This is a genomic window from Pseudomonas sp. 14A (assembly GCF_018132745.1).
In the GTDB taxonomy this organism is placed as follows: Bacteria; Pseudomonadota; Gammaproteobacteria; order Pseudomonadales; family Pseudomonadaceae; genus Aquipseudomonas; species Aquipseudomonas mercuritolerans.
Map to the genome: position 1 here is coordinate 258,596 of NZ_JAGRQJ010000015.1, position 15,415 is coordinate 274,010.

General features: G+C 62.5%; 13 protein-coding genes. 1 reads left to right on the top strand and 12 read right to left on the bottom strand.

What is annotated here, in order from left to right; genetic code table 11:
• Positions 1–467: 467 nt before the first annotated feature.
• Complete coding sequence (gene rne, locus PS14A_RS18055) at positions 468–3,734, top strand: ribonuclease E (protein ID WP_212616893.1); 3,267 nt, start codon at positions 468–470, stop codon at positions 3,732–3,734.
• Between the two features lie 191 nt (positions 3,735–3,925).
• On the opposite strand, the gene PS14A_RS18060 is transcribed toward rne, so the two are convergent.
• From PS14A_RS18060 to PS14A_RS18115, 12 genes are all read right to left on the bottom strand, one after another.
• Positions 3,926–4,522 carry a nucleotidyltransferase family protein gene (locus tag PS14A_RS18060; protein WP_212616894.1) on the bottom strand — a complete coding sequence of 199 codons (597 nt, stop codon included), beginning with the start codon at positions 4,520–4,522 and terminating at the stop codon, positions 3,926–3,928.
• Positions 4,476–5,498, bottom strand: coding sequence for an XdhC family protein (locus tag PS14A_RS18065; RefSeq protein ID WP_249121341.1), 1,023 nt, complete (start codon positions 5,496–5,498; stop codon positions 4,476–4,478). Before PS14A_RS18065 ends, PS14A_RS18060 begins: the two co-directional genes overlap by 47 nt.
• A complete protein-coding gene (locus PS14A_RS18070; protein WP_212616895.1) occupies positions 5,498–7,819 on the bottom strand; it encodes a xanthine dehydrogenase family protein molybdopterin-binding subunit in 2,322 nt (773 codons plus the stop codon). The genes PS14A_RS18065 and PS14A_RS18070 overlap by 1 nt, the downstream gene beginning before the upstream one ends.
• Entirely contained in the window at positions 7,816–8,286 is a 471-nt protein-coding gene (locus PS14A_RS18075) for a (2Fe-2S)-binding protein (protein ID WP_123443604.1), read from the bottom strand. Before PS14A_RS18075 ends, PS14A_RS18070 begins: the two co-directional genes overlap by 4 nt.
• Positions 8,287–8,534: 248 nt before the next feature.
• Positions 8,535–9,554 (bottom strand): UDP-N-acetylmuramate dehydrogenase, encoded by a 1,020-nt coding sequence (gene murB, locus PS14A_RS18080; RefSeq protein WP_212616896.1) that lies wholly within the window; start codon positions 9,552–9,554, stop codon positions 8,535–8,537.
• Positions 9,551–10,015 carry a low molecular weight protein-tyrosine-phosphatase gene (locus PS14A_RS18085; RefSeq protein WP_212616897.1) on the bottom strand — a complete coding sequence of 155 codons (465 nt, stop codon included), beginning with the start codon at positions 10,013–10,015 and terminating at the stop codon, positions 9,551–9,553. Before PS14A_RS18085 ends, murB begins: the two co-directional genes overlap by 4 nt.
• On the bottom strand, positions 10,015–10,779 hold the full coding sequence (kdsB, locus tag PS14A_RS18090) for a 3-deoxy-manno-octulosonate cytidylyltransferase (RefSeq protein WP_073472249.1): 765 nt from the start codon (positions 10,777–10,779) through the stop codon (positions 10,015–10,017). The genes PS14A_RS18085 and kdsB overlap by 1 nt, the downstream gene beginning before the upstream one ends.
• Complete coding sequence (locus PS14A_RS18095) at positions 10,776–10,961, bottom strand: Trm112 family protein (protein ID WP_003179363.1); 186 nt, start codon at positions 10,959–10,961, stop codon at positions 10,776–10,778. The genes kdsB and PS14A_RS18095 overlap by 4 nt, the downstream gene beginning before the upstream one ends.
• A 23-nt stretch (positions 10,962–10,984) precedes the next feature.
• On the bottom strand, positions 10,985–11,995 hold the full coding sequence (gene lpxK, locus PS14A_RS18100; RefSeq protein ID WP_212616898.1) for a tetraacyldisaccharide 4'-kinase: 1,011 nt from the start codon (positions 11,993–11,995) through the stop codon (positions 10,985–10,987).
• On the bottom strand, positions 11,995–12,423 hold the full coding sequence (locus tag PS14A_RS18105) for a biopolymer transporter ExbD (RefSeq protein WP_212616899.1): 429 nt from the start codon (positions 12,421–12,423) through the stop codon (positions 11,995–11,997). Before PS14A_RS18105 ends, lpxK begins: the two co-directional genes overlap by 1 nt.
• On the bottom strand, positions 12,420–13,055 hold the full coding sequence (locus PS14A_RS18110) for a MotA/TolQ/ExbB proton channel family protein (RefSeq protein WP_016771007.1): 636 nt from the start codon (positions 13,053–13,055) through the stop codon (positions 12,420–12,422). The genes PS14A_RS18105 and PS14A_RS18110 overlap by 4 nt, the downstream gene beginning before the upstream one ends.
• A 101-nt stretch (positions 13,056–13,156) precedes the next feature.
• Positions 13,157–15,391, bottom strand: a complete 2,235-nt coding sequence (locus PS14A_RS18115; RefSeq protein ID WP_130911828.1) for a DNA internalization-related competence protein ComEC/Rec2 — start codon at positions 15,389–15,391, stop codon at positions 13,157–13,159.
• Positions 15,392–15,415 lie beyond the last annotated feature (24 nt).

Sequence of the window (15,415 nt, forward strand, 5' to 3'; positions counted from 1 at the left end):
GTTCTGACTCGCCCGGCAGGCAACATTCAAGGCCAGTTCACAAAGTGCAGTCGACTGCGAATGACCCCGAGCGATTGCTTCGGAAACATCGCCTGAATTAGCCATGATGCGTGACCTCCCCTTTCGGAGCTCACGGTAAATGCCAACCCGCTGCGGATTCTGCGCGCGGCAGCACCCGAATTATCAGGGATACGTGTAGGGTGGAGATGCACAACCGCCGGACTGTGTAGCAACAAGCTTTGATCAAGACGCTTCATCTCGTCCACAGCCGCTGGTTGATTCCTCCTCCTGACTGAGTGCTTAAGTAGCCACAGCAAGCAGGACGCGTACGTCGCGGTATCGGCCCAATTGGCCGCACATCGCTGGACACGGGAATGGCCAACCACTCCCGACGCACCTGACACCGACCGTGAGAAGTCGTGTGTGCCGAACGCCGTTTCCGGCAGCCCGGAAACCGACGGTACTACATGAAAAGAATGCTGATTAACGCAACTCAACCCGAAGAGTTGCGTGTTGCACTGGTAGATGGCCAGCGCCTCTACGACCTGGACATCGAATCCGGTGCACGCGAGCAGAAGAAGGCCAACATCTATAAAGGCCGCATCACTCGCATCGAACCAAGCCTTGAGGCTGCCTTTGTCGATTTCGGCTCCGAGCGCCACGGCTTCCTGCCCCTCAAAGAAATCTCCCGCGAATACTTCAAGAAAGCCCCCGAAGGCCGCGTCAACATCAAGGACGTCCTGAGCGAAGGCCAGGAAGTCATCGTTCAGGTCGAGAAAGAAGAACGTGGCAACAAGGGCGCCGCCCTGACCACCTTCATCAGCCTGGCCGGTCGTTACCTCGTACTGATGCCGAACAACCCGCGTGCCGGCGGCATCTCCCGTCGCATCGAAGGCGAAGAGCGCAACGAACTGCGTGAAGCGCTGAACGGCCTGGTTGCTCCAGCCGACATGGGCCTGATCGTGCGCACTGCCGGCCTGGGCCGCAGCAGCGAAGAAATGCAGTGGGACCTCGACTACCTGCTGCAACTGTGGACCGCCATCAAAGAAGCCTCGCTGGATCGCTCCGCGCCATTCCTGATCTACCAGGAAAGCAACGTGATCATCCGCGCCATCCGCGATTACCTGCGCCAGGACATCGGCGAAGTGCTGATCGACAGCGTTGAAGCCCAGGACGAAGCCCTGACCTTCATTCGCCAGGTGATGCCGCAGTACGCCAGCAAGATCAAGCTGTACGAAGACAGCGTGCCGCTGTTCAACCGTTTCCAGATCGAAAGCCAGATCGAGACCGCGTTCCAGCGCGTCGTCGAACTGCCTTCCGGCGGCTCCATCGTCATCGATCCGACCGAGGCCCTGGTGTCCATCGACATCAACTCGGCGCGCGCCACCAAAGGCAGCGACATCGAAGAAACCGCTCTGCAGACCAACCTTGAAGCCGCCGAAGAAATCGCCCGTCAGTTGCGCCTGCGCGACATCGGCGGCCTGATCGTCATCGACTTCATCGACATGACCCCGGCCAAGAACCAGCGCGCCGTGGAAGAGAAAGTCCGCGAATGCCTGGAAGCTGACCGCGCCCGCGTGCAGATCGGTCGTATCTCGCGTTTCGGCCTGCTGGAAATGTCCCGTCAGCGCCTGCGTCCATCGCTGGGCGAAAGCAGCGGCATCGTCTGCCCGCGTTGCAACGGCACCGGCATCATCCGTGACGTTGAATCGCTGTCGCTGGCCATTCTGCGCCTGATCGAAGAAGAAGCCCTGAAGGACCGCACCGCCGAAGTTCGCGCGCAAGTGCCGATCCCGGTCGCTGCGTTCCTGCTCAACGAAAAACGCAACTCGATCACCAAGATCGAACTGCGCACCCGTGCCCGTATCGTCATTCTGCCGAACGATCACCTCGAGACGCCGCACTTTGAAGTTCAGCGTCTGCGTGACGACAGCCCGGAAGCCGCGACCAACCAGTCCAGCTACGAAATCGCTGCGGCCGCTGCCGAAGTCGAAGAAGTCCAGCCAGCCGCTGCGACCCGCACTCTGGTTCGCCAGGAAGCTGCAGTGAAAACTGCGCCGGCCCGTGCCAATGCACCGGTGCCGACTGAAGTTGCACCTGCCGCACCTGCTCCTGCACCGGTTGCCGCACCTGAGCCAAGCCTGTTCAAGGGCCTGGTGAAGTCGCTGGTCAGCCTGTTCGCCACCAAGGAAGAGCCAGCCGCACCGGTCGCGGTTGCGAAACCGGCTGCCACCGAGCGTCCTGCCCGCAACGAAGAGCGCCGCAACGGTCGTCAGCAGAGCCGCAACCGTAACGGTCGCCGCGATGAAGAACGCAAGCCGCGCGAAGAACGTGCTCCACGTGAAGAGCGTGCACCACGCGAGCCGCGCGAAGAGCGCCAGCCACGTGAAGCCCGCGAGCCGCGTGAAACCCGCAGCGAAGCGCCTGTCGCCCGCGAAGAGCGCGCACCACGTGCCCCGCGTGAAGAACGTGCACCGCGTGCACCACGTGAAGATCGCAAGCCGCGTGGCGAGCGCGAAGAACGCGTACGTGAATTGCGCGAGCCACTGGACGCCGCGCCAGCCGCAGCCGTTGCTGCCGTGACCGCTGAAGAGCGTCCGGCGCGTCAGCCACGCGAAGAACGCGCTCCGCGTCCACCGCGTGAAGAGCGTCAACCGCGTGCCGAGCAGGCCGCTGCTGCCGTCGCTGAAGAAGAAGTGAACAGCAGCAACGAAGAGCAACTGCCGGAAGACGGTCAGGACAACGCCGAAGGCGATCGTCCACGTCGTCGCTCCCGTGGCCAGCGTCGTCGCAGCAACCGTCGCGAGCGTCAACGTGATGCCAACGGCAACGTGATCGAAGGTTCGGAAGAATCAGAGTCCGCTGAAAACGCTGGCGAGCCAAGCACTGCCGATCTGGCCGCTGGCCTGGCCGTCACCGCCGCCGTTGCCAGCAGCACCATCAGCGCTCCGGCAGAAGCCCAAGCCCACGAGCAGGCTGAACGCGCCACCGCCGCCACACTGGAAACTGCTCCAGTCGAAGCGCCGGTTGTCGAAGCCACCACTCCAGTGGAAGTGACTGCTGCACCGGAAATCGAAGTCGCTCCGGTCCGCGAAGCTCAGCCTCAGGTTGAAGCAACTGCCGAACCGGAAGCTGTCGTCGAAGCACCAGCGGCCATCACTGAGCCAGCGGTAGAAACCGTCAGCGAAAACGTGACCAAAACCGTGCGTGAAGTTCGCGAAGAGCAGACTGCGTTCAACTGGGTTGCCGAGCCAGCCGTCACCGAAGCACCAGCACCAGTCGCTGAAGCCGAAGTGCCGCAAGCCATGGTTTCCGAGCCAGTAGTTGCAGCAGCAGAGCCAGCGCCGACACCAGTGGTTGAAGCTCCGGTTGCCGAAGCTCAGGTTGAAGAAGCGCCAGCCGCAGTCGAAGCGCCAGCCCCTGTGGTTGAAGCTCCGGCTCCGGTCAGCGCCCTGACACCAAACGGCCGCGCGCCAAACGATCCGCGTGAAGTGCGTCGTCGCAAGCGTGAAGCCGAGCGTCTGCAGAAGGAAGCCGAACTGGCTGCCGCTGCAGCGCCAGTGGCTGCCGAACCAGCCCCTGCGGCTGAAGTGATCGAGGCAGCCCCTACCCCGGTCGCGGAAGAAGCATCGGTAGAATCGGTGATCGCTGAAGCACCACGCTCCGTTCAGGACGCGGTTGAACAGCGCGAAGAAGCCCAGGAAAAAGAGCACGAGCCTAAACCACTCGTGTAATTCCTGAAGTCAATAAAAAGCCCCGCCTGGTGAAAGCCTGGCGGGGCTTTTTTATGCCTGAAATTCCAGCATCATCCGGAATCTTTGTGGGAGCGAGCCTGCTCGCGAAAACGCTGGGGCAGACACTATTCATGTAACTGAACCAGCGCATTCGCGAGCAGGCTCGCTCCCACAAGGAATTTCAACACGGCTCAGGGCTGAGGAAATACCAAAGATTCAGGCACATCGATATCCCACAACACCCCTGGATCATCCACCGCCACTTCCACCACCCTACCCTGCGCAAACAACGGCCGTGCGCCACGATCGCCGGTCAGCGCCTGCAATTGCGCGCCAAACGAACGACCAAACCCCACGGGATGGCCAAATTCGCCATCCAGCACCGGCACGCTCACCGCGTCATCAGCCATCGCCGCAACCACTCGCTCGATACTCGAAGGCAAGATAAACGGCATATCGCCGAGCACAATCAACCAGCCATCCGCCTCCGGGCAAGCGGCAACACCTGCGGCAATGCTGTCGCCCATGCCGGCCGATTCGATCGACGCCACGTCGCAGCCATAAGCCTGGGCCATGCGCATCGCCTGCGGTCGAGCCTCGGTGGTGACCAGCACGCGCTTGGCGAGACTGGCCGGCAGATTGACCAACACCTGCTCGATCACCGAGCGCAAGGCGCCGTCACGCCCGGTGCAGTCAGCGAGCAATTTGTCTTTGTCGGGGCCGGCGATCTGGCGAAAGCGTTTACCCTCGCCTGCTGCCAGCACGATCACTGCGATGGATTGGCTCATGCACCCTCCAGCGGTTTTTCTGTTTCAGCTCCACACCGTTCTTTATCGCGACAATTTCCGCCAGCAACGACAGGGCAATCTCGGCCGGTGAATGACTGCCGATGTGCAAGCCGATCGGTCCGTGGAGGCGATCAATCGACGCTTGCGACAAGCCTAGCTGAGCCAGATTCTCCCGGCGCTTCTGGCTGTTGACTCGCGAACCGAGCGCGCCGACGTAGAACGCCGGCGAGTCAAGCGCAGTGAGCAAGGCCATGTCGTCCAGGCGTGGATCGTGAGTCAAGGCGACGATCGCCGTGCGCTCGTCGGTGTGGATGTTCAACACCGCCTCGTCCGGCATGCCGGGGACGAAACGGCCATGCTGCTCTTCCCAGCCGTAAACGAACTCGGTGCGCGGATCGCAGATCAGCACTTCGAAATCCAGCAGCCGCGCCATGTCGGCGACGTAGCGCGACAACTGCCCGGCACCGATCAGCAACAAGCGCCAGCGCGGGCCGTAAATCGCCCGCAAAACCTTGCCGTCGAACACCAGCGAATCGGTTTTATTCGCCGGAGCCAGTCGCACCTCGCCGGTTTCGATGTTCAGTTCTCGGGCAACGATTTCATGGTTTTCGCAACGCTGCAGCAGCTCGGCGACCCACGCCGGGTCACCGACGCGCTCTTCGGTCAGGCGCAGGGTGCCGCCGCAAGGCAGGCCAAAACGCGCGGCCTCCTCGCGGGTCACGCCGTAGGTAATCATCTGCACTGGCGGACCATCGGTGGCGATGCGGCCGTCGTGCAGTCGTGCGATCAGGTCATCTTCGACACAGCCGCCCGACACCGAGCCGATCACCACGCCGTCCTCGCGCAAGGCGAGCATGGCGCCGGGCGAGCGCGGCGCGGTGCCCCAGGTCTGCACCACGCTGAACAGCACCACCCGCTGCCCTGCGCGGCGCCACTCGAGGACGCTGCGCAGGACGTTGAGATCGACGCTATCCATTACGCTTGCGCCTTCTGCCAGCCTTGCAACTGATACCGCACCGGCAGATTGCGGATGCGCTTGCCGGTCGCGGCGAAGATCGCATTGCACAGCGCCGGGGCAATCGGCGGCACACCCGGCTCACCGACGCCACCCAACGGCACCTCACCCGGCGGCGTGACCAGATGCACAGCGACTTCCTTGGGCGCCAGCGACATGCGCGCGACCTCGTACATATGGAAGTTGTCCTGCTGGACCTTGCCGTCCTTGAAGCTGATTTCACCGAGCACGGCGTTGCCCAGGCCCATGACGCACGCGCCTTCGAACTGCGAACGGATGCGCTCAGGGTTGATCTGCGGCCCACAGTCCACGGCGATGTCGGCCTTGTGCACGATCAGCGAACCGTCGTCCTTGACCTCGACTTCGATCACTGCCGCGACATAGGTGACGAAGCTGTAATGCACCGCCAGACCGAGACCACGGCCCTTGGGCAGTTTGCGCCCCCAACCGGCAGCCTTGGCGGCAGTTTCCAGCACCGTGCGCATGCGTCCGGTGTCGATCGGATAACGCTCGGGCGATTCGCCGTAGTTCCACTCTTCGCTCAAGGTGCGTGGATCGATCTGACGATCCGGGCCGAGCAGTTTGATCTGATACTTGAGCGGATCTTCCCCGGCCTTGTGCGCCAGTTCGTCGACGAAACTCTGAATCGCAAAGCCGTGGGGAATGTTCGACACCGAGCGATACCAGCCGACCCGCGTGTGTACCTTGGCTTCGGGGTTTTCCAGGCGCACGTTGGGAATCGCGTAGGCCATGTTGGTAAAGCCCATGCCCAGCTCGAACGCCGCCTCATGGTTCATGTCCGGCGCAAACAGCGCGGTGATGCTTGGCGCCACGGTGCGATGCAGCCACCCGGACGGCATACCGTTCTTGTCGATACCCGCCTTGAGATATTCCGCCGACACAGTGTGGAAATACGAATTGTGGATGTCGTCTTCGCGGGTCCACTGCACCCGTACAGCCTTGCCCGGAAATTCCTTGGCGAGAATCGCCGCTTCGACGACGAAATCCGGTTTGGACTTGCGCCCGAAACCACCGCCCAGCAACGTTACGTTGAAGGTGACCTTTTCCAACGGCACGCCCAGGCGCTCAGCGATGCGCTCGCGGGTGACCTGCGGTGCCTGACTCGGCGCCCAGGCTTCGCAGACGCCGTCCTTGTAACGGGCGATAGCAACCATCGGTTCCATCGGTGCCTGCGCCAGGTGCGGCAGGTAATACGAGGCTTCGAGAGTGCTGGCGGCGCCGCTCAAGGCCTTGTCGATGTCACCGGTGTTGCGCACCACTTTGCCGGCCTTCAGCGACGCGGCTTCAAGTTCTTTGCGATAGGCAATCGAGTCATAACTGGCATTCGGTCCGTCATCCCACTCGATCTTCAGCGCCTCGCGGCCCTTGATCGCCGCCCAGGTGTTGCTGGCCACAACCGCGACGCCGCCCAGTGGCTGGAACTCCGACGGCAACGGCCGACCTTCGATCTGCATGACTTTTAGCACGCCGGGGACTTTCAGCGCGGCGCTGTCATCGAGGCTTTTGACCTTGCCGCCGTACACTGCCGGGCGAGCGATAGTGGCGTAGAGCATGCCGTCGAAATGCACGTCGGCGCCGTACACTGCGCGGCCATTGACGATATCGGCACCGTCGATGGCCTTGGTGCCTTCCTTGCCGATGTAGCGAAATTCCGACGGCTGCTTGAGTCGCAGGCTGTCACGCGCCGGCACTGCCAGCGCACTGGCGGCAGCGGCGAGTTCGCCGTAGCCCAGTTCGCGGCCGGACGGTTTGTGAATGACCTTGTGCAGTTGCGCATGGCATTCGCCAACCGGCACTTTCCACTGCGCAGCGGCCGCCTGTTCGAGCATGGTCCGCGCGGCGGCGCCGCAACGACGCATCGGCTCGTACCAGTGACGCATGCTGCGCGAACCATCGGTGTCCTGGTTACCGAAGCGCACTTCGTCACCCGGCGCCTGCTGCACTTTGACCTGCGCCCAATCGGCCTCGAGTTCATCGGCAACCACCATGCTCAGGCTGGTGCGCACGCCCTGGCCCATTTCCGAACGGTTGCACACCACGGTGACGCTGCCATCGGCAGCAATGCTCACGTAGACCTTGGGATCGTCGATCCAGCCATTGGGCATGCCATCTGCGCCAAATTTCTTCGCAGCGTCATCGGCCAGCGCATCCTGCCAGCCCCAGCTCGCGGCGAGGACCAGCGCACCAGTGGCGCCGACGCCTTTGAGAAAACCACGGCGGCTGAGGTTGCTCAGGGCAAAATCATTCGGGACGCGACTCATGCCTTCACCCCCTTCAGTTGGGTGGAGGCCTGGCGGATCGCGGTTTTGATCCGGTTGTAAGTACCGCATCGGCAGATGTTGCCGACCATGGCTTCTTCGATCTGCGCGTCGCTCGGGTTGGGGTTGGTTTTCAGCAGAGCGGTGGCCGACATGATCTGCCCGCCCTGGCAATAACCGCATTGAGCCACGGCGCTGTCGAGCCAGGCTTGCTGCACGACCTTGCCGACCGGATCGGCGTGGAGATTATCGATGGTGGTGACGTTCTGGCCGATTACCGAGCCGATCGGCGTGATGCAACTGCGTGCCGGCAAGCCGTCGATATGGATGGTGCAGGCGCCGCACAGGCCCATGCCGCAACCGAATTTGGTGCCGTTGTAACCGGCGACGTCACGAATCGCCCACAACAGCGGCATGTCTTCGGTGACATCGAGGGAGTGGTCTTGACCGTTGAGTTTCAGGGTAATCATGGGCACGCCCGCATATTTTTTAGTGGTTATGGGGCCGAGCAATCTGCCGCCGGAAATCAGCGGTGGGTTCGCGCAGATCGACTCAGGCTAATCAGGCTCTCTTGCGCCGACGGGAACGCCTGCACCGGGCCTTTGGGTGGAGCAAATGGTTGGTATCGTTAGCTCGCTAAGTTAACCCAGCATTAACAAAAAAGCCCTGCACTTTTTCATCAGTGCAGGGCTTTGAATGGCTTATGGCAAGCGTAGCCTCAATAGCGGTTGGGCTCCATTTCCAGTTCGACATGGAAGCGTTCGGCGATGTCTTTCTGGATACGTTGCGCCAGGTCGAGCAGTTGCAGGCCGGTGGCCGTGCCGTAGTTGACCAGCACCAGCGCCTGCAACTTGTGCACGCCGGCATCGCCATCGCGAAAACCCTTCCAGCCGGCGCGTTCGATCAGCCAGCCAGCGGCCAGTTTCATCTGCCCATCGGCTTGCGGGTAAGCCACCAGATCCGGGTGCTGCGCTTTGATCTGCGTGACCACAGCGGCAGGCACCAGCGGATTCTTGAAAAAGCTGCCAGCATTGCCGAGCACCGCCGGGTCCGGCAGTTTTTCGCTGCGGATGCTGCAGATGGCGCGGCTGACGTCGTTGGGCGTCGGCTGCTCGATGCCCTGCTCGCTCAGGCGCTGACGGACCGGGCCGTATTCCAGATGCAGGTGCGCGGCGCGATCAAGCTTGAAGCGCACCCGCAGGATCAGCCAACGTCCCGGCTGCTGCTTGAACACACTGTCGCGGTAGCCGAAGTTGCACTGTTCCAGGCTGAAATCCCGCATCTCGCCGCTCTCGCGATCCAGCGCAGTCAGCCCAGCGAAGACATCCTTGATCTCGACGCCATAGGCACCGATGTTCTGCATCGGCGCGGCGCCGACGGTGCCGGGAATCAGGCTGAGGTTTTCCAGCCCGGCAAAACCCTGGGCCAGCGTGTGCTGCACGAACGGATGCCACGGTTCGCCCGCTTCCGCCTCGACCACCACGCGACTGCCATCGTCGCTGAGCACGCGGATGCCGCGCGTGGCCATGCGCAATACCAACGCCGGAATATCCGCCGTCAGCAGCAAGTTGCTGCCGCCGCCGATCACCAGCAACGGCACGTCATGGGACGCGGCATAGGCCAGCGCTTCGCGGACATCGTCATCACTGTGGGCTTCGGCAAACAGCTGCGCGCGCACATCGACGCCAAACGTATTGAAGGCCTGCAAAGATACTTGCGGTTGCACCTGCAAACTCATAAACGGCCCTTCACTTCGATCAGCAACTGGTCGCAGGCCGCTTCGATCAGATCCAGCACCTGCTCGAAACCCTGATCACCGTCGTAATACGGGTCCGGCACTTCATCGACCAGCCCGGCGTAACGACGCAGGAACAGATCCAGCTCGGCCCTGCCGGTGGACGACTGCAAAGCCTTGAGGTTGCGCAGATTGCTGTTGTCCATGGCGAGAATCAGGTCGTAGCTGGCGAAATCGGCCCGGCTGACCTGCTGCGCGCGTTGCGTCGACAAGTCATAACCGCGCAGTTTCGCCGCCGCCTGGCTGCGCTTGTCCGGCGGGTTGCCGACGTGCCAGTCACCGGTGCCCGCGGAGGCCACTTCGACCACATCCGCCAGCCCGGCTTCACGCAACTTGTGGCGCAACACGCCTTCAGCGGTAGGAGAACGGCAAATGTTGCCCAGGCACACAAACAGAACGCGCATCAGGCCCCCAGCAGGCGACGAACCCGCTCAAGGTCTTCAACGGTGTCGACACCGGTCGGCGGCGCGATCAGCGCGTCGGCAACATGGATACGCACGCCATGCCACAAGGCACGCAGTTGCTCAAGGGATTCGGTGTTTTCCAGCCAGCACGGCCCCCAGCTCACGAAGTCGTGGAGGAACCCGGCGCGATAGGCATAAATACCGATGTGGCGACGATAGGGCACACCTTCCGGCAGCTGCTCGCGGCTCTTGGCAAATGCATCGCGTGCCCATGGCAAGGTTGCACGACTGAACGTCAGGGCCAGACCGTTGATATCGCTGGAAACCTTCACAACGTTGGGGTTGAACAGGGTCTCCACGTCTTCGATCGGCTCAGCCAGCGTGGCCATGCGCGCTTCGGTGTGGGCAGCAAGGTTGGCGGCGACCTGGTCGATCACGCTTGGCGGAATCAGCGGCTCATCGCCCTGGACGTTGACCACGATCGCGTCAGGCGCAAGGCCCAGTTTAGCCGCGACCTCGGCCAGACGATCGGTGCCGGAGTTGTGATCTTCACGGGTCAGCACCACTTCGGCACCAAAGCTTTTGCACGCCTCGACGATGCGCGCGTCATCGGTGGCAACCACGACGCGGGTCGCGCTGCTTTTGCTCGCCTGTTCCCAGACATGCTGGATCATCGGCTTGCCGGCAATATCCAGCAACGGCTTGCCCGGCAGACGGGTCGAGGCGAATCGCGACGGGATGACAACGGTGAAGGCTGTGGTCATTTATCCAGACGCTCGTCGGTGGTCAGGGTGCGCGCTTCGCTTTCCAGCATCACCGGGATGCCGTCGCGGATCGGATAAGCCAGGCCGGCGCCCTTGCTGATCAGTTCGGTCTTGTCGGCGCTGAGCTTGAGCGGGCCTTTGCACACGGGGCAAGCGAGGATGTCGAGCAGTTTGGTGTCCATGAACATTCCCAGAAATAAAAGAGTTAAGGCAGCAGACGATCCGGCAACAGGCGCATCAGTTGAGTGTCGAACCAGGCCACAAAGGCTGGCGACGGCACGGCATCGACCGCCAGATACCACCAGTCGGCAGCAGCAAAGGCACGGCACTTCACCGCGTCCTTTTCGGTCATCACCAACGGCAATGACGGGGTGAAATTCAACGCCTGCACGCTGTACTCGGCGTGGTCGGCAAATGCATGGGCGATCGGCCGCCAGTCTAGCGCTTCGAGGGTATTGAAGAAACGTTGCGGATTGCCGATCCCGGCCACCGCGTGCAGCGCTTGCCCGGGCGGGAAATGCTCGAGCGACTGACGCTCGCCGCTGCGCAGATTGACCAGTGCGGTGGGTTGCAGCCGGAAGGCGAAACCATCGTCGCGATCATCAAGGGCACCGTTGAACAGCACGCCATCCACACTTTGCAGGCGCTCGACCGGCTCACGCAACGGCCCGGCCGGCAGACAGCGCTGGTTGCCCAAGCCCCGTGCGGCATCGATCAGCACCAGTTCCAGATCCCGCGCCAGACGATAATGCTGCATGCCGTCGTCAGACAGAATCAGGTCCAGTGGCTCACTGGCAATCAAGGCTTTGACGGCGGCGCTGCGATCGGGATCAATCATCAGCGGCACGCCGGTGCGCTGGACGATCAGCAGCGGCTCGTCACCGGCAATCTCGGCGCTGTGCTCGGCCTCGACGCGCCACGGCAGTTGCGGCGGTTTGGCGCCGTAACCGCGACTGACCACGCCGACGCGCAGTCCACGGCGTCGGCAATGTTCGATCAGCCAGAGAATCATCGGCGTCTTGCCCGTGCCGCCAACGGTGATATTGCCGACCACGATCAGCGGCACGGGCGATTGGTAGATCTCTCCGTCACCGTCGAGAAAGCGCTGACGCTTGTTGATCACCACGCGGCGATACAGCATTTCCAGCGGTCGCAGCAGCGTCAGGGCCGGATGCCCCTGATACCACGCGGCGAGCAGGCGATCGGACAGGCTCATCAGGATTTCGGCGCCGCCTCGACCGTGGTCATGCGCAGATGGCTGAAACCGAGCTTGCCGGCCGCGTCCATGGCGGTGATCACCGATTGATGCTGGGCCTTGCCATCGGCACTGATCGACAGCGGCATGTTGGTGTCGCCGTTGGATTCTTTCTGCATGGCTTCCATCAGCGTCGGCAGATCATTCTTCGGCAGAATCCTGTTGTTCACCGAGAACACGCCTTCGGCACTGATCGCGACGTCCAGCTGTTTGACTTGCTGATCTTCGGCAGGCGAACCGCTGACCGCTTCCGGCAGATCCACGCGCAACTGGGTTTCCCGAGTGAAAGTGGTAGTGACCACGAAAAACAGCAGCAGAATGAACACCACGTCAATCAGCGACGCGAGGTTGATGTCTACGGTTTCCCGGGGCTTGCGACGGAATTTCACGCTTTGCCCTCGGCCAGATCGACATCACGGTCGCCCTGCACCACTTCCACCAGTTTGATCGCTTCCTGCTCCATACCGACCACCAACTCGTCGATGCGGCGCTGCAAAAACCGGTGGAAGAACACCGCTGGAATCCCGACCATCAGGCCTGCTGCGGTCGTGATCAGCGCTTTGGAAATACCGCCGGCCAGTACCGAAGCATTTGTGGTCATGCCGGAACCGGTGAAGGCACTGAAAATATCGATCATGCCCAACACAGTACCGAGCAGGCCGAGCAGCGGCGCCATGGCGGCGATGGTGCCGAGCGCGTTGATGTAGCGTTCGAGTTCATGAATGACCCGCGCGGCGGCCTCTTCGATGCACTCTTTCATGATCTCGCGACCATGCTTGGAATTGGCCAGGCCTGCGGCGAGGATTTCCCCCAGCGGCGAGTTGGCGCGCAATTCCTTGAGTTTTTCCTTGTTGAGCTGCTTGTCCTTGATCCAGACCCAGACCTGACCCAGCAGATGCTCGGGGGTGACGCGACTGGCGCGCAGTGTCCACAGGCGCTCGGCGACGATCGCCATGGCCGCGATGGAACTCAGAATGATCGGCAACATCATCCAGCCGCCGGATTTGACCAATTCCCACACAGTGACAGTCCCCTCGAAAAAGTGCGCCACTTTACCATACCGATCCGCGATTAAGAGTCGCCGCCCCGACGACCGTGAGGTGGCACTCATGCTGGCACCGATCAACGGCCAGCCACCGGTGGATCGCGCCAGAAACGCCGCTGTTGACGCATCGTCCAGGGCGGCTTGAAGCTACCCAGCTGCAGATGAATGGCGCCTTGCTCGGCGCTGTCGTAGATGCGCAGACCTTGCTTGCGGTAGCGCGCCAGCACGGTTGGATGAGGATGACCGAAGGAGTTGCCGTGGCCACGGGAGATCAGCACCGCTTCGGGCTGCAAGGCTTTGAGCAGGGCCATCGATGATGAACTGCGGCTGCCGTGATGGGGCGATTGCAGCCACTGCGTCGGCACGGCCAGCGGGCTGTCGAGCAGGACACGCTCGGCGCGAATGTCGATGTCGCCGGTGAGCAGCAGGCGTTCGCCGTTGGCCTCGATCTGCAAGACACAGGAGCGCTGGTTGCTGTCATCGGCTGCCGACCATTGCCAGAGCTGGAACTGCACGCCGTCCCACTGCCACTGTTCGCCACTCGCGCAGGCTTCGGCGCTCAACTCGGGCGGCAGGTTTGGCGGATCGCCGCTGACCACGCGGTGCACGTTAAAGCCACGCATGACCGCCCGGGCGCCGCCAGCGTGATCGGCGTCAGCGTGGCTGAGCAGCATCAGGTCTAGCGCTTGCACATTGAATTTACGTAACGCTGGCAATACCACTCGCTCGCCGAGATCGAACTCGCCGAAACGTGGGCCGGCGTCATAGAGAAGCGCGTGATGGCGGGTGCGGATGAGGATGGCCAGGCCTTGGCCGACGTCGAGTTGCCAGACATCGGCCCGCCCTTCTTCCATGCGCTCTCGGGGCGGCAACACCAAGAGCAAGAGCAGCGGCCAGCCCAACGGACGCAGCGGCACACCACGGGGCAACAACAATAAAATCACGCCAAGGCTGCCCAGTATCAACGCCCAAAATTGAATGGCGGCAGGTATCCACGCTGGCCATTGCCCGGCAATCAGCGCCAGCCCGATAAACAGCCAGTCGATCAAACCACCGGCCAGCCATAGCAGCCCTTCGCCGACATAAGGCACGGGCAGCAATAGCGTGCCAAGCAATGCCGGCGGCAGCACCACGAGGCTGACCCACGGAACGGCCAGCAGATTGGCTACAGGCCCGCTGACGCTGATCGGCAAGCTCAGCGCCAGCAACACCGGACACAAGCCGATCGCGATCAGCCACTGTGCGCGGGTCCAGGTCTGCCACCACCGCCAGGCCCCTAGCCGCCCGCCGAAAGTGAAGATCAACACTGCCACCGCCGCGAAGGACAGCCAGAAGCCGGGACGCAAGCTGGCCAGCGGATCGAACAACAGCACGCCATTGAACGCCAGCAACAACGGCCACCACGCGCCGAGATGGCGAAAACGCAGGCGCCACAACAGCACAAGCGCCACCATCACGCAGGCGCGCTGCACCGGCACATCGAAGCCGGCGAGCAAGCCGTAACCCAGCGCCGCCGCGAATGCCAGGCCACAGGCCCACGGCAACCATGGCCAGCGCAATGGCCAGATTCCGAACCGCGCCAGCCCGGCGACCAGCAGATACATCACTGCGGCGAGCAAGCCGATGTGCTGGCCGGAGATCACCAGCAAATGCACGGTGCCGGTGTCTTGCAGCACCTGCCAATCCTCGCGACTGAGGCCTGAACCGTCACCAAGCACCAGCGCCGCCAGCGCGCCCTCTCGTCCTTGCGCATCGGCCGCCAGCAGGCGCTGGCGGACGCCGTCGCGCCATGCATACCGGGCCTCAGCCAGGCGCTGGCCATCCTTGATAGTGCCGGTCGCCCCGATCCGTTGCGCCAGCAGCCAGGCCTCGTAATCGAAGGCGTCCGGGTTGAGCAAGCCACTCGGGCGCTTCAATTTCACCGCCAGACGCCAACGCTCACCACTATTGACCGGCGGCCCGGCGTACCAGGCCAGGCGCAGCAGCGATGGCAGTTTTTCATGGCGTGAACACGCATCAGCCAGCTCGAAACGCACCACGCCATCGCTGTGCTGCGGCAAGCCGACCACACGCCCTTCGAGCCAACGGGTTTCTCCGTCCAGACTCGGTGGCAAGCGGTCATTCAGCGCCCACTGCGCGCTAACGCAGGCCCAGGTAAAGCCAAACAGCAAAAATGCCAATGGATAGCTGCGAAACGGCAGCAGCATCAGCGCCACCACTGGCAGCACTACCAACAAGCCGACCGGCGGCAAGGCCGGCAAAAAAACCGGGGCCAGCAGACCGACTGCCAGCGCCATCATCCCTGTGCGCATATGCCCGTCCTTGAGAGTCCCCTC

Bases quoted from the DNA above. Each gene is read 5' to 3' on its own strand.
- rne (WP_212616893.1), top strand. From the start codon at position 468: ATGAAAAGAATGCTGATTAACGCAACTCAACCCGAAGAGTTGCGTGTT.
- PS14A_RS18060 (WP_212616894.1), bottom strand. From the start codon at position 4,522: ATGAGCCAATCCATCGCAGTGATCGTGCTGGCAGCAGGCGAGGGTAAA.
- PS14A_RS18065 (WP_249121341.1), bottom strand. From the start codon at position 5,498: ATGGATAGCGTCGATCTCAACGTCCTGCGCAGCGTCCTCGAGTGGCGC.
- PS14A_RS18070 (WP_212616895.1), bottom strand. From the start codon at position 7,819: ATGAGTCGCGTCCCGAATGATTTTGCCCTGAGCAACCTCAGCCGCCGT.
- PS14A_RS18075 (WP_123443604.1), bottom strand. From the start codon at position 8,286: ATGATTACCCTGAAACTCAACGGTCAAGACCACTCCCTCGATGTCACC.
- murB (WP_212616896.1), bottom strand. From the start codon at position 9,554: ATGAGTTTGCAGGTGCAACCGCAAGTATCTTTGCAGGCCTTCAATACG.
- PS14A_RS18085 (WP_212616897.1), bottom strand. From the start codon at position 10,015: ATGCGCGTTCTGTTTGTGTGCCTGGGCAACATTTGCCGTTCTCCTACC.
- kdsB (WP_073472249.1), bottom strand. From the start codon at position 10,779: ATGACCACAGCCTTCACCGTTGTCATCCCGTCGCGATTCGCCTCGACC.
- PS14A_RS18095 (WP_003179363.1), bottom strand. From the start codon at position 10,961: ATGGACACCAAACTGCTCGACATCCTCGCTTGCCCCGTGTGCAAAGGC.
- lpxK (WP_212616898.1), bottom strand. From the start codon at position 11,995: ATGAGCCTGTCCGATCGCCTGCTCGCCGCGTGGTATCAGGGGCATCCG.
- PS14A_RS18115 (WP_130911828.1), bottom strand. From the start codon at position 15,391: ATGCGCACAGGGATGATGGCGCTGGCAGTCGGTCTGCTGGCCCCGGTT.